General features: G+C 73.9%; 11 protein-coding genes. 7 read left to right on the forward strand and 4 right to left on the reverse strand.

The annotated features are described in order from the left end of the window. Nucleotides 1-19 precede the first annotated feature (19 nt). Nucleotides 20-1,291 (reverse strand): MFS transporter, encoded by a 1,272-nt coding sequence (locus AC3CHW_RS03680; RefSeq protein ID WP_488469553.1) that lies wholly within the window; start codon nucleotides 1,289-1,291, stop codon nucleotides 20-22. A 486-nt stretch (nucleotides 1,292-1,777) separates the two neighbouring features. Between AC3CHW_RS03680 and AC3CHW_RS03685 the strand changes: the two genes are divergently transcribed. Next, nucleotides 1,778-2,416, forward strand: a complete 639-nt coding sequence (locus AC3CHW_RS03685; RefSeq protein WP_398606851.1) for a TetR/AcrR family transcriptional regulator — start codon at nucleotides 1,778-1,780, stop codon at nucleotides 2,414-2,416. Between the two features lie 436 nt (nucleotides 2,417-2,852). Here AC3CHW_RS03685 and AC3CHW_RS03690 read toward each other — a convergent pair whose 3' ends face one another. Beyond that, the gene (locus tag AC3CHW_RS03690; RefSeq protein ID WP_398606850.1) at nucleotides 2,853-3,542 is read right to left on the reverse strand and encodes a GntR family transcriptional regulator; all 690 of its coding nucleotides are present in this window, start codon (nucleotides 3,540-3,542) and stop codon (nucleotides 2,853-2,855) included. A gap of 514 nt (nucleotides 3,543-4,056) precedes the next feature. On the opposite strand from AC3CHW_RS03690, the gene AC3CHW_RS03695 reads away from it, so the two are divergent. The 5 genes from AC3CHW_RS03695 to AC3CHW_RS03715 are packed head-to-tail and all read left to right on the forward strand — an operon-like array spanning nucleotide 4,057 to nucleotide 7,960. Then, the gene (locus tag AC3CHW_RS03695) at nucleotides 4,057-4,905 is read left to right on the forward strand and encodes a carbon-nitrogen family hydrolase (RefSeq protein WP_488469554.1); all 849 of its coding nucleotides are present in this window, start codon (nucleotides 4,057-4,059) and stop codon (nucleotides 4,903-4,905) included. Between the two features lie 6 nt (nucleotides 4,906-4,911). Next, nucleotides 4,912-5,595, forward strand: a complete 684-nt coding sequence (locus tag AC3CHW_RS03700) for a DUF2848 family protein (protein WP_488469555.1) — start codon at nucleotides 4,912-4,914, stop codon at nucleotides 5,593-5,595. Further along, nucleotides 5,592-7,061: a 4-hydroxyphenylacetate 3-hydroxylase family protein gene (locus AC3CHW_RS03705; RefSeq protein ID WP_488469556.1), complete on the forward strand. Its 1,470-nt coding sequence runs from the start codon at nucleotides 5,592-5,594 to the stop codon at nucleotides 7,059-7,061. Before AC3CHW_RS03700 ends, AC3CHW_RS03705 begins: the two co-directional genes overlap by 4 nt. 18 nt (nucleotides 7,062-7,079) lie before the next feature. Next, a complete protein-coding gene (locus AC3CHW_RS03710) occupies nucleotides 7,080-7,439 on the forward strand; it encodes a cupin domain-containing protein (protein WP_398606846.1) in 360 nt (119 codons plus the stop codon). Between the two features lie 5 nt (nucleotides 7,440-7,444). Beyond that, complete coding sequence (locus tag AC3CHW_RS03715) at nucleotides 7,445-7,960, forward strand: flavin reductase family protein (RefSeq protein ID WP_459246331.1); 516 nt, start codon at nucleotides 7,445-7,447, stop codon at nucleotides 7,958-7,960. A 101-nt stretch (nucleotides 7,961-8,061) separates the two neighbouring features. Here the strand turns inward: AC3CHW_RS03715 and AC3CHW_RS03720 are convergent, their stop codons facing one another. Continuing rightward, nucleotides 8,062-9,030 (reverse strand): hypothetical protein, encoded by a 969-nt coding sequence (locus AC3CHW_RS03720; RefSeq protein ID WP_459246330.1) that lies wholly within the window; start codon nucleotides 9,028-9,030, stop codon nucleotides 8,062-8,064. 405 nt (nucleotides 9,031-9,435) lie between these two features. Here AC3CHW_RS03720 and AC3CHW_RS03725 point away from each other — a divergent pair, with 405 nt between their 5' ends. After that, a complete protein-coding gene (locus tag AC3CHW_RS03725; protein ID WP_459246329.1) occupies nucleotides 9,436-9,825 on the forward strand; it encodes a DUF779 domain-containing protein in 390 nt (129 codons plus the stop codon). 245 nt (nucleotides 9,826-10,070) lie between these two features. Here AC3CHW_RS03725 and AC3CHW_RS03730 read toward each other — a convergent pair whose 3' ends face one another. Continuing rightward, nucleotides 10,071-12,608, reverse strand: coding sequence for a putative bifunctional diguanylate cyclase/phosphodiesterase (locus AC3CHW_RS03730; RefSeq protein ID WP_488469557.1), 2,538 nt, complete (start codon nucleotides 12,606-12,608; stop codon nucleotides 10,071-10,073). Between the last annotated feature and the right edge of the window lie 425 nt (nucleotides 12,609-13,033).

A 13,033-nucleotide genomic window follows, 5' to 3' on the forward strand; every position in this document is an offset into this window, starting at 1 on the left:
ACAGCGGGCGAGCGGTGCGTCAGCGCACCGAGCGGATGGGGAGTACGGCGAGGGCGCTGAGCGCCGCGACGATCGCGGCGCAGCCCAGCAGCACCGGATAGCCGCCCATCTGGTTGATCACCAGCCCGCCGAGGGCGGGGGCGATGGCCTGGGGGAGGTTGGTGGCCACGTTGAGCAGGCCCAGATCCTTGCCGACGCTGTCCCGGCTGGGGAGCACCTCGGTCATCAGGGCCAGGTCCAGCGACTGGTAGCCGCCGAAGCCGAGGCCCAGCAGGGCGGCGTAGACGTACATACCGCTCTCCGTCGGCGCCGCCAGTGGCACGGTCATGGCCAGGGCCATCAGCAGCGAGCAGGCCGCCACGAACGGCTTGCGTCGGCGCACCCGGTCCGACCAGGGTCCGGTGACGGCGGCGGAGACGACGACGGCGACCAGCATGACGACGGACAGCTTGGCGACGAAGGCGTTCGACGTGTCGTCGTCCATGCCGACGTGGTCCCTGAGCAGGTAGAGCTGGAACGCCTGGAGGATCCAGAAGCCGAGGGTGAGCAGCACCCGCGCGCCGAAGGCCCAGGCGAAGTCCGGGTGCTGCCGGGGGCTGACCCACATGCCGCGCGCGAACGCCCGCCAAGACCAGGCCGCCCGCGCGGCGCCCCTGCTGTCGGGCTCCGGGTTCAGCACCACGAACAGCGCGACCACAACCAGCACGAAGGCGGCGATGGTCACGTGTCCCAGGCCCGCCCGGTGCGCGAAGCCCGCCGCGATGACGGCGCCGACGGTCGTCCCCACCATCGTCGCCACGCCCACGAAGGTCGACGCGACGCCCCGCCGTTCGACGGGCACCCGGTCCGGGAGCACCGCGGTCAGCGGTGACTGGGCGATGTTGAGGGTCGCCTGGACGAGCACCCACAGCACGGCCAGCACGCCGACGGAGGTGGCCAGCGGCAGCACCGCGAGGAAGACCGCGCCGAGCAGCGCCCCGAGCAGCATCCACGGGGCGCGTCGGCCCAGGCGGCTGTGGGTGCGGTCGGACAGCGCGCCGACCACCGGCTGGACCAGCAGCGTGGCCACCGAGGACAGCGTGGTGACCACGGCGAGGTTGGCGACCTTGTCGTCCGGGTCGATGTCGCTGACCTGGTTCGGCAGGAACACCGACGTCAGGGCGGAGTAACAGATGAACAGGGCGAGATAGGCGCCGAAGAGCGAGCCGACCAGCCGCCAGGGCATCGGCGGTCGGTCAGGGGGCGCGGCGGGAGCGGGGGTGTCCGCGGGGAGCAGGGAATCGGCGACCATGACGGGCCTTTCTGCCGGCGCGCCCACCGAGGGAGCGTCCGGACGTCGTGGGAACCCCGCGCCACGGGCCGGGTTCGTGTCGGTGGGCCCCCGTTCGGTCGGGGTGTCCGCTTCGACGGAGAGGGGCGGGCGAGCGGGAGGGGGGACCTGGCGGCGATCCGCGCGCGGTCTGATACGAGGCGGGCGGCGCCGCGCCCGCTCGGTGTCACCGGGCGGGGCACCACTGGCCCGGCGCAGCCGGCCACCCCGGTCGGGCGGCAGGTCGCGGCGGGAGGCGGGACGCGGCGCGTCCGACTCAGCGGATGCTCCGGGCCGCCCTGATGAACGTAATGTATACAAGACGCCGACAAGGTGCGCAAGAGGTGTCCCGACGCCAGCTTCCAGCAGTGGGCACGGGCCGAGCGGCCCCCGGCGACGCCACCGCCACCGGGCTGAGCGAGCCACCGCCCCGCCGGGCGGGCGCGGGCCTCCCGTACGCTGGGCCGGGTGAACGATCAGGCCAGCCGCCGCCCACCGGGCGCTCCGCGCCGCCGGCGCACCTCGCCGGGCGACGCCAGGCGGGACCAGATCATCGCGGTCGCCTTCCTGGAGTTCTCCGAGCACGGCTACCGCGGCGCCTCGCTGGCGAGGATCGCCGACCGGGCCGGGCTGACCCAGCCCGGCCTGCTCCACCACTTCCCCAGCAAGGCCGCGCTGCTGACCCATGTACTCGACGAGCGGGACCGCCGCGACAGCGAGCGGGTCGGCATCGACCTGGACGCCGAGGTGTCCTGGCGGACGCTGCTGGCCGACCAGGTCGCGCTCGCCGACTACAACGCGAGGGCGGCCGGCCTCGTCCAGTTGTTCACCGTGATGTCGGCCGAGGCCGTGACGGCCGACCACCCCGCGCGCCGGTGGGCGGCCGAGCGCTACCGCCGGCTCACCGCGCACGCCGAGCGCGCCCTGCGGCGCGGCGTCGCCGACGGCGAGCTGCGGGCGGACCTCGACGTCGCCGCCTGCGCCCAGCAGATCTTCGCGACCATGGACGGGCTACAGCTCCAGTGGCTGCTCGACCCGGACCGGGTGGACATGGCCGCGGCCTTCCGCGACTACGCGCGCCAGTTGGAACGGGCCATCACGGCCTGACCCGCCACCCCGCCCCCACCAGGGCCGGACCCCGTACACCCCGTACACCCCGCCAGCCAACGGCACCGTGCGGCGCGCCACCCGGACCCTCCGCCAGCCGAGCGCGACGAACGCGCTCTTGCGGCGGCCGCGGTGCGGGCCTGCGACCGGCTCGACGGCGTCGTCGGCGCCGTGGACCGGTGCCGCTGGAACCCCGCCGTCCTGGTCGGCGCCCCCACCCCGTGCGGCACCCTCACGGCCTCCGGCGCCCGGGTCGTGGCCGCCATCTGGCACACCGACGAGGCGCGAGCTTCTCCTGCGGGACCACGGGCCCCGCACGCGCTGACCCCGATGGTGTCCGGCTCCACGACGGGGTCGGGCAGCGCCCCGGGCCCCCGCCGGCACACCGCCCCCGGGCCCCGGCCGGCGCACCGCGCCCGGCAGGGGCGCGGGCGGCTCACTCGGCCGGGTACGCCCCGCCCTCGGCGTCGTCCCAGTGGCGCACGGCGGGCAGGTGCAGCACCGCGAGGGTGCCGCCGAGGTGGGCGCCCAGGGCCGCGGCGGCGCGCGCCGGATCGCCCGAGCCGATGCCCCGCACGATGGCGGCGTGTTCGGCCAACACCGCCCGCGCCCGGTCCTCGGCCGCCGCGATGGCCCGCAGCCCCATCCGCACCTGCCGGTCGCGCAGGGACTCGTAGATCTCCACCAGCACAGGGTTGCCCGCCGCGCGCACGATGGCGCGGTGGAACGCCCGATCGCATTCGATGAAGCCGACCGGGTCGTCCAGCAGCTCCTCCTGGCGGCGGATCAGCTTCTCCAACTCCGGGGTCAGGCTGTCCGCCAACGGGGCGGCACGGCGCACGCACCACTCCTCCACGAGTTCGCGCGCCTGCATCACGGCCTCGATCTCGGTGTCGGGGATGGGCGGCACGTACGCGCCCTTCTTCGGCACGATCTGGAGGAAGCCCTCCGTCTCCAGCCGTAGCAGGGCCTCGCGCACCGGCGTGCGGGACTTGCCCGTCGCCTCGCACACCTCCGCCTCGGTCAGGAAAACGCCCTCGTGGCGCGGCAGCGCCCCGATGCGCCGCTTCAACCAGCGGTAGGTGGCATCCTGCGCGCTCTCCCGCCCCGCCTGGGATTCAGTCATAGACGCAATGTATGCAAGCCGCCCACGCTCCGGCAAGAGCATCACCGCGCGCGACCGGGCCCGGGGGCTCGCGCCCTGACCGGCCGCGACGCGGATCGGGCAACGCCTGGCGCGCACGACCCGACTGAACGGGCGGGCCGAACCCCTTCCCACCTCGCCGCCCGGACACAGTGGCGCCGCCTGCGGATGCCAATAGCTCTACCTAACAGTAGGTAGGTTCGTAACCCGTTCGTGATGTGCGGCGACCAGACTCGAACTACCCCCACAGACCGGGAACCCCCAGCCCCGCGCCCGCACGAGCCACAAAGCAGCCCTTGTCCAGCTCATAGACAGGTTGTATACATAACGTCCACAGGCACCGTCCGCCGCGTGGCGCCGGGCCGATCGACCTCGGCGAAATCCGCGCCTCGGCCTCCGAGACGCCTGCCGACGTCCCGTACGACGACCCGAGCCGGCGCGCCTCCCACGAGACGGGCGGCGCGGGCGCTGTCGAGATCAGCACCAGGGAGTCCCCATGAAGATCGCACTGGTCCAGGTGGCCAGTCCCCCCGATGAGTCACCAGCCGACCGCCGGGCCCGGGTGGGCCGCCTGGTCGCCGAGGCCCGAGGCGCCGACCTCGTGGCCCTCCCCGAACTGTGGGCGCCCGCCTTCTTCGCCTTCGACGCCTACGCCGAGCGCGCCGAGACGCTGGACGGGCCCACCGTCACCGCGGCCCGCGCCTGGGCCAGGTCGCTGCGGGCCCACGTCCACCTGGGCAGCGTGATCGAGCGCGACGAGCGGGGTCGGCTGTTCAACACCGCCGTACTGCTCGCGCCCGACGGATCGCTCGCGCACACCTACCGCAAGGTGCACGTCTTCGGTTACGGCTCCCGCGAGGCGGAGTTGCTCACCCCGGGCGACCGGCTGTCGGTCGCCGCCGCTCCCTGGGGCCGCGTCGCCGCCACCACCTGTTACGACCTGCGCTTCCCCGAGCTGTGGCGGGACCTGGTGGACCGCGGCGCGCACAGCGTCATCACCCCGGCGGCCTGGCCCGCCGCCCGGCTCGAGCACTGGCGGCTGTTCACCACCGCGCGCGCCGTGGAGGAACAGATCCTGCTGGTGGCCTGCAACGCCGTCGGCACGCAGGACGGCGGGGTCGAACTGGGCGGGCACAGCCGGGTGGTGGGCCCCTGGGGGACGGTGCTGGTCGAGGCCGGCGCCGACGAGGGGGTGACCCGCTGCGAGGTGGACCCGGGCATCGTCGAGCGGGTCCGCGCCGAGTTCCCCGTGCTCGCCGACCGCCGCTGGCCCCCGCGTACCCCGCACCCCCTCCCAGCGGCCCCCGTACCGCTCGCCGCGCACCCCGCCCGTCCGACCTGCTGAGGAACCGTGAACCCTCCCTCCCCCACCCTGCGGCTGCACGTCGCGGGAGCCGACCTCACCCTGGACCTGTCGCCGCGACGGCTGGTCGTCGCCGGCTACACCGCCAGGGACGAGGCCGCCGTCGCCGCCCACATCGCCGAACTCGCCGCCATCGGCGTCCCGCCCCCACCGAGCGTGCCCGCCTTCTACGAGCTGGACCCCGTCCTGCTCACCACCGACCCGGTCATCGAGGTGGCCGGCGAGACCACCTCCGGCGAGGTGGAGCCCGTGCTCATCCGCCACCGCGGCCTCTACTACCTCGCCGTCGGCTCCGACCACACCGACCGCGCCCTGGAGCGCGCCGACATCGCCGCCTCCAAGGCCGCCTGCCCCAAGCCGATCAGCGCCCAGGCCATCGCGCTGGGCACGGACCCGTGCGCCGCCGACTGGGAGCGGCTGACCGTCGCCTGCCAGGTGGACGACGCGCCCTATCAGCGGGGTCCGGCCGCCCTGCTGCGCCACCCGGCCGAGCTGCTGGGCCGGATGTCGGCCGGCGGCGCGCCGGCCGACGCCGACCTCGTGCTGTTCTGCGGCACCCTCCCCCTCCTGGCCGGCGAGTTCGTACCCGGCACGCACTGGCGACTGCGCCTGGAGCTGGCCGGTGGACCGACCCTCAGCCACGCCTACGAAACGAAGCGAAGGAGCGCATGATGCGTACCGGCACGGACTATCTGGCCGCACTCAAGGACGGCCGCCGGATCTACCTCGACGGCGCCCCGGTGCGGGACGTGGCCCACCATCCGGCCTTCGCCCCCATCGCGGGCACCATCGCGGAACTCTTCGACGCCGCAGCGGCACCCGACTCCGGCTTCGTCCGCGAGGACCCCGACACCGGCCGCCCGGTGAACCGGCTCTTCACCACGCCGCGCAGCCAGGCGGAGTTGACCGCGTTCCGGGCGTGCGCCACCGCGTGGGCCCGCCACACCCACGGCTGGGTGGGCCGCAGCCCCGACCACGTGGGCGCGTTCCTGGCGGCCTTCGCCGCGCACCCCGAGGCGTTCGCGGCGAGCGACCCGGACGACGGCCGCGACTACGCCGCCCATGTCACCGCCTACCGCCGGCGGGTGGCCGAGGAGAGTCTGTACCTCTCGTACGCCATCATCCCGCCGCAGGCGTCGCGGGCCAGCGCGGTGCACGCCTGGGAGGGCGACTTCGTCCAGGTCGGGGTGGTCGAGGAGCGTGCCGACGGCATCGTGGTGCGCGGCGCGCAGATGCTGGCCACCGGCGGCCCGGTCGCCGACGAGATCCTCGTCTCCTGCATCAAGCCGCTGGGCCCCGAGGACACCGACTTCGCCCTCAGCTTCGCCGTGCCGGTGGGCGCCGAGGGGCTGAAGCTGTACTGCCGCCGCCCGTACGCCCCCGCGGCGACCAGCGCGTACGACTACCCGCTCAGCAGCCGGTTCGACGAGACGGACGCGCTGCTGGTCTTCGACGACGTTCTGATCCCGTGGGAGCGGGTCTTCGTCTACCGGGACGTCGCCGGGCTGCGGCGCCAGTTCTTCGACACCGGCGCGCATCTGCTGGGCAACTGGCAGGCGCAGATCCGGTTCGCCGTGAAGTTGCGGTTCCTGGCCGGCCTGGCGCGCAAGGTCGCGGCCGTACAGGGCGTCGACCGCTTCCCCGGGGTGGTCGAGAAGCTCGGCGAACTCGCCTCGCTGACCTCGCTCGTGGAGTCGGCGGTGCTCGCCGCCGAGTACACCGCCGCGCCCGACGCGCAGGGCCTGTGGCGGCCCGGCGCCCGCGCGGTCTACGGGGCCATGGGCCTCCAGTCCGAGCTCTACCCGCGGGTACTGGCCATCGTGCGCGACCTCGTGGGCGGCGGTGTGCTCCAGGTGCCCTCCGGCGTGGCCGACCTGACCAGCCCGGAGACCCGGCCCGACATCGACCGGTACGTCGCGGGCCCGGGCGCGTCGGCCGAGGAGCGGATAAAGCTGTTCAAGCTCGCCTGGGACGCGATCGGCAGCGAGTTCGCCGGCCGTCACCACCAGTACGAACTCTTCTACGCCGGCGCCCCGTTCGTCGTGAAGGGTTACGCGTTCCGCAACTACGGGTTCGACGAACCCCTCGCCGACATCGACGCGTTCCTCGCCGGCTACGACGTGCCGGCTGGCGCCTGACCCCGGAGGAAGTCCGCCATGAGCAAGCCCGAGTACGAGTTCTTCCCGGTCGCGGACGTCGACTTCACCGTCTGCCCGGGCGACGACCCGCTGATCACCGAGCGCGTCCTGGCCCGGGACCCGGCCACCGGAGTGGCCACCCGCATCCTGCGCTACGCCCCCGGCGCCGACTCCACCCCCATGGGCGTGCAGCGGCACGACTTCTGGGAGGAGGTGTACATCCTCCAGGGCTCCTTCACCGACCTGAGCCTGGGGCAGACCTTCGGCGCGGGCATGTACGCCTGCCGACCGCCCGGCATGGCACACGGGCCGTGGCGCTCGGAGCACGGCGTGGTCACCTTCGAGGTCCGCTACCCCGCCGTGCGGGAGGGGTCGTGAGCGCCATGACCACCACCCCCGTCGACCCGCTGACCATGCGCCGGACGATGGGCCGCTTCGCGACCGGCGTGGCGGTCGTCACCACCGAGGAGGCGGACGGCGTGCCGCACGGCATGACCGTCAACTCGCTGACCTCCGTCTCCCTCGATCCGCCCCTCCTGCTGGTGTGCCTGACCACGGGGGCCCGCACCACGCGGGCGGTGACCGGCGCAGGCCGCTTCGCCGTCAGCATCCTCTCGGCGCGCCAGGAACAACTCGCGCTGCGCTTCGCCCGCCGCGGCGAGGACCATTTCGCCGGGCTCCCCGTCGCCCGGGGCCGGCACCGGGTGCCGGTGGTGCCCGACGCGTACGCCCATCTGGAGTGCGAGGTGGAGCGCCAGTTCACCGCCGGCGACCACGTCGTCGTCATCGGGCACGTCCGGGACGTGTGCGAGCGCGACGGGGAGCCGCTGGGCTTCCTCGGCGGGCGGTTCAGCGACGTCACCGAACGCGGACGCCCGGTGGCCCACTGGTTCTGCTGAACCCGCCTACCCGCCGGGCGGCGGTGGGCGTTCCAACCCCCCCGCGGCCTCGGCGGGTTCGCGTGCGCGGGACCGGGTTCCGGTTCCGGGTCTCGGGCGCGTCAGTCGGCCGTGCAGTGCTTCTGCGCGTCCTTGCGTACCGTGCGGCCGGTGAACTCCTCCAGGATGGCGATGTTCTCCGGCGCGTAGTTCGTCGCGGTGATCTTGTCGGCGTCGGGGCCGCCGACCACGCCCGTGTAGGGCGCCGACTTCTCCAACCAGTACGCCGTGCGCAGGAACTGGGTGAGCACCAGCTCGCGCAGCTTGGGCTCGGCCTTGATCCTGGCCCAGTACTCCGGGTGCTTGGTCTTGGCCACCCGCAGGTAGAGCAGCAGGTAACGCAGGTTGGTGGCGGCGATGTCGCGGGCGTTGCTGGCGCCGACGCCCTTGATGTACTCGTGGACGACCGTCACGGCCGGCAGCCCGGTCAGCCCGGCGTTCTGCTCGGCCAGCACGCCCTGCAGGCGGTAGGTGCCCTGTGTGGCGTCGCGCAGGTAGGTGTTGTCCATGGAGGCGGTGAGTCGGTCCTTGATCAGCGGCAGGATCTCCTTGCGCGGGAACCCGCCGTGCACGGGGACCTGCGTCGCCTGCTGCGAGCCGTTGATCCAGGCCGCGATGGACACGTCCCACTTGGTCCGGGACGGGTCGAGGTCCCACATGTGGGTCTCCTCGTGGATGGCCACCATCATCGACTCGGCGAAGCCCTCGAAGCTGCGCTTGTTGACGAACTGGTCCCAGTACTTGTCCTTGGCCTGGGCGATGGCCAGCTTCTCGCCACTGGGCCAGCGGCGCTGGTACATGGCCTGGAGGGTCCGCATCCAGTTCGACGCGTTGAAGGCGGCCCGCAGGTCGCTGACGTCGGCCTGCGGGTTCGACGGCTCGGAGTAGCAGAAGGGTTCGGCGGCGCCCGCGGGCCGGGCGGTGGCCGGCTGCCCCGAGGGGGCGGGGGCCGCCGAGGCCACGTAGCCCGATCCCAGGGACAGGGCGAGACAGCCGGTCAGCAGGCGGAGGGACCATCGTCCACGGCTCACGGGGACACCTCGTCTCAGAACGGACGGAAGGGGGGACGGCAGGTTCCGCACGACGGGCCGCGCGGCGCCGGGCCGCGCCGGACCGGCGCGCGATTGTCGTGGACACAACGTATGACCGGCGCGCGCCCGCGCCTACTTCCATGGCGTCATAACACCCTGGAAGGGTTCGGCCCCGTCGGGGAGCGCCGATGCCGGGCCGCGCGGCGGGGCCGCCGGTCGACCGGCCAGGGTGGCCGGGAGGGATCGCCCTGCAACCATCTCGCAACCTCGCGCCCAGTTAGCTGGTGCCGCCCGCGGGCCGGTGCGGCGACCAACCGGCCGCGGCGCACGCGCGGCGACGGGGCGCGCGCCTGGGGGAGTCGGCACTGCGGGTGGACGGTACGGCGATGAGGTGGGGAGGGCGGGATGGGCGACGCGTACGGCGTCTCGCGCATCGCACTGACCGACGCGGCACGGGAGTTGCTGCGGCGGCTCACCCGCGTGCACGGGCCGCTGATGTTCCACCAGTCGGGCGGCTGTTGCGACGGCAGCTCGCCCATGTGCTACCCGCGGGGCGAGTTCCGCACCGGGGACTCCGACGTGCTGCTCGCCTCGCTCGCGGTGGACGGGCTCGCCGAGCGGATCGACTTCTGGATGGCGGGCCAGCAGTTCGAGCGCTGGCGCCACACGCACCTGACGGTGGACGTGGTGCCGGGGCGGGGCAGCGGGTTCTCGGTGGAGGCCCCCGAGGGCGTGCGGTTCCTGATCCGCTCCCGGCTCTTCACCGACGAGGAGCAGGCCCTCCTCGACGGGTGACTCGGCCGCTATCCGGCACCGGGCGGCGGCCCGGTGCCGCCACGACGGCGGCTGGCGCGGACGGTGCGTCAGCCGCTTCGCCGCCGGCGGGCCGGCCGCTCACGCGGCGAACGGCCGGCCCGCTGGCCGGGCGGGCGCGCCCGCCCCGCCCGTACCACCCGCCGCCGCCCGGCCCTTCGCGCGGCGACGGCGCGGAGGCCGCCGCGGGCGCGGGACGGCTCGCCCCGGGTCCGGCCGCCGGGGTGTCAGCCGCTGGCCACGTCCGTCAGGGCGAGTTCGTGCAGCCGGTCCGGCGGGCCCGGCCGCGCGTAGTACCAGCCCTGGGCCGTGTCGCAGCCGAGCATCCGCAGGTGCTCCGCCTGCGAGCCGGTCTCCACACCCTCCACCGTCACGGCCAGGTCGAGCGTGTGGGCCAGCGAGACGATGCCCTCCACGATCTTCACGTCCACCGGGTCGGCCGGAGCGCGCTGCATGCCCAGCGTGAAGGACCGATCCAGCTTGAGCGTGCTCACCGGCAGGCGGCGCAGGTACGCGAGGTTGGAGTAGCCCGTCCCGAAGTCGTCCAGGGCGATGTCCACGCCGAGGTCGGCGAGTTGCCGCAACGGGCGCAGGGCCTCCTCGTCCGCGCCGATCAGGTCGTTCTCGGTCACCTCAAGGCACAGCGCCGCGGGGTCGAGGCCCGCCTCGTCGAGCACCGCGACGGTGTCGGAGACCAGGTCGGGGTAGCGCAGTTGGCACGGCGACAGGTTGACGTTGACCCGCAGCGGCTCGCCGTCGTGGCCCGCGTCCCGCCAGGCCCGGGCCTGCCGGGCGGCCTCGGCGAGCACCCAGCGGCCGAGCGGCACGATCAGCCCGGTGTTCTCGGCCAGGGTGATGAACTGGTCGGGCCCGAGCACCCCGTGGACCGGGTGCAGCCAGCGCACGAGGGCCTCGGCGCCGCGTACGGTGCCGTCCTCCAGGCGCACCAGTGGCTGGTACTCGATGAAGAACTCACCCTTCTCCAACGCGGCGGGCAGCCCGTTGGTGAGGCTGTGCCGGGCGATGACGCGGGCGTCGGACGCGGCGTCGGCGACCTCGTACCGGTTGCCGCCCGCCGCCTTCGCCCGGTACATCGCGATGTCCACGCTGCGCATCACGGCGGCCCGGGTGGTCTCGCCACGGGTTCCGCTGGCGACCCCGATGCTGGCGCGCACCAACAGGTCCCGGTCCTTGATCCGGACCGGCTCGGCCAGCGCCCGCAGCATCCGCTCGGCGAGGTCGATGGCGTCGCGCTGGGCGGAGGGCCCGACGGTGAGGGCGAAGAACTCGTCACCGCCGGGTCGGGCGACGATCTGGGAGGGCGAGGTCAGGCACCCCTGCAACCGTTCGGCGACGGCGATCAGCAGGTGGTCGCCGACGATGTGACCGAGGCTGTCGTTGACGGCGCGGAAGCCGTCCAGGTCGAGGTAGCACATGCCGAACCGGGTCGCCTCGTCCGCCCCGCGACCCGCGCCCGGCGCGCAACCGCCCGCCTCGCGGTCGGTGGCCGGCTCGTCGGGCGGGCCCGGGGGCCGCGCGAAGTCGCCGGGCCCGTAGGCCGCCCCGGGCGCGGGCGCAGCGCCGCCGTCCGTCCCCCGTCGCCACGGTCGCCGCTCGTCGGCGGCCAGGCCGTGCTCGTCGGGTACGGGGGCGTGGTCGGTGGCGGCCGGGCTGGACGACCCCGGTATCGCCTCCGCCTCCGCCTCCGCCTCCGCCAGGGCCGCGGCCTCCCAGCCGGCCCCGGCCGGGTGGTCACGGTCCGCGTCGGCGGCGTGGGGCTCGGCGAACTCGGTGGACTCGGCGGCGGCCGGGCCCGCGATCACCGCGTCGAGGCGCTCGAAGAACAGCGTGCGGTTGGGCAGGCCGGTCAGCTCGTCGTGGGTGGCCTCGTAGCGCAGGCGGTCACGCAGCCGGCGCTGCTCGGTGATGTCCTCCATCAGGGCGAGTTGGTACTGCGGCTTGCCGTGCGCGTCCCGCAGCAGGGTGACGGTGAGGTTGGTCCACAGCACGCTGCCGTCGCCCCGGTAGTACGGCTTCTCCATCCGGAAGTGCTCGCGCTGACCGGTGATCAGCTCGTGGTAGATCTCCATCGCGGCCGGGGCGTCCTCCGGGTGCGCCCAGTCCACCACGTTCTCGCCCAGCAGGTGGTCGCCCGGCCGGCCGAACATCCGGGCCACGGCGTCGTTGACCAGCAACACCTGACCGTTGAGGTCCGCCACGCCGACGCCGATGACCGCCCCGTCGAAGACCGCCTGGAAGCGGGCCTCGCTGTCGTGCAGGGCCTGTTCCGCGGCGGCGCGCGCGGCCAGCGCCTCCCGGGAGACCGACTCCTGCTCGCCCTTGGCCCGCTCGCTCAGCGCGTGGGCGAAGCCGGCGGCGAGCGCGTGCTGGAGCCTGGCGCACCGGGCCCGGCTCTCCTCCGCCGGCATCGGTCGCCTGGGCGGGCAGTACAGCACCAGGTAGGCGTCGAGCACGCCGAGCGTGACCGGCAGCCCGCCCGCGCTGTCGCACCGGGCGGCGACGAGCGCCTGGCCCACCTCGTAGGCGGGTTGGGTGTTCAACGGCATGGTGCGCAACGCGTCCCGCAACCGGCGCGCGAGGGGCACCAGGTGCTCCACGAACTCGCCCTCGGGCATGGAGATCGCCGTGGACGGGCGAATGGCCCGACTCCAGATCCTGGCGAAGCGTCGGAGCCGATCGTCCTCGCTCTCCGGCCCCGTACTGTACGGCTCCGCGTCCTGTCTCCCGCTCGGCCTCGCGGTCACGCCTCGCGCCTCACTGCGGCCCGCTCCATCAGTACTCTCCAGATCTCCCGGGGGGTGTGGTCCGGCTCCGCGCACCGTTGCTGAGCAGACATTACTGATCGCCCGTTCGAAGGGAAGACGCAAACGGAAATCTACGATCCGCATCTGGCCGCGGGCCAGGGGGAATTCTGCCGTGCCCAGCGTGGTCGCGTCGCCTGGTGCGCGTGTGAAGTGGGCCTGATGAGGTAGAGGAGGCTCACAGGTACGGACGTGGCGTACCAATGCAGCGCCGTGGCCGAGGTGTTTCGATGTGCGGCCATTTTCCGTCGTACGTCCGTTCCCGCTGTGGCGCCTTACCGCCACCGCGCCGCCCGTCGCACTCTGGTGCGCGGGGTTCCGGAGCGCCGCGGGGCGCCCGGGCGCTCAGCCCGTACGCGCCGGAGCGC

Source organism: Streptomyces sp. MGP-BFMKR1, assembly GCF_057766585.1.

What these genes read in the sequence shown, in the direction of transcription:
- AC3CHW_RS03680 (WP_488469553.1), bottom strand. Translation starts at nt 1,291, where the DNA reads ATGGTCGCCGATTCCCTGCTCCCCGCGGACACCCCCGCTCCCGCCGCG.
- AC3CHW_RS03690 (WP_398606850.1), bottom strand. Translation starts at nt 3,542, where the DNA reads ATGACTGAATCCCAGGCGGGGCGGGAGAGCGCGCAGGATGCCACCTAC.
- AC3CHW_RS03695 (WP_488469554.1), top strand. Translation starts at nt 4,057, where the DNA reads ATGAAGATCGCACTGGTCCAGGTGGCCAGTCCCCCCGATGAGTCACCA.
- AC3CHW_RS03705 (WP_488469556.1), top strand. Translation starts at nt 5,592, where the DNA reads ATGATGCGTACCGGCACGGACTATCTGGCCGCACTCAAGGACGGCCGC.
- AC3CHW_RS03710 (WP_398606846.1), top strand. Translation starts at nt 7,080, where the DNA reads ATGAGCAAGCCCGAGTACGAGTTCTTCCCGGTCGCGGACGTCGACTTC.
- AC3CHW_RS03715 (WP_459246331.1), top strand. Translation starts at nt 7,445, where the DNA reads ATGACCACCACCCCCGTCGACCCGCTGACCATGCGCCGGACGATGGGC.
- AC3CHW_RS03725 (WP_459246329.1), top strand. Translation starts at nt 9,436, where the DNA reads ATGGGCGACGCGTACGGCGTCTCGCGCATCGCACTGACCGACGCGGCA.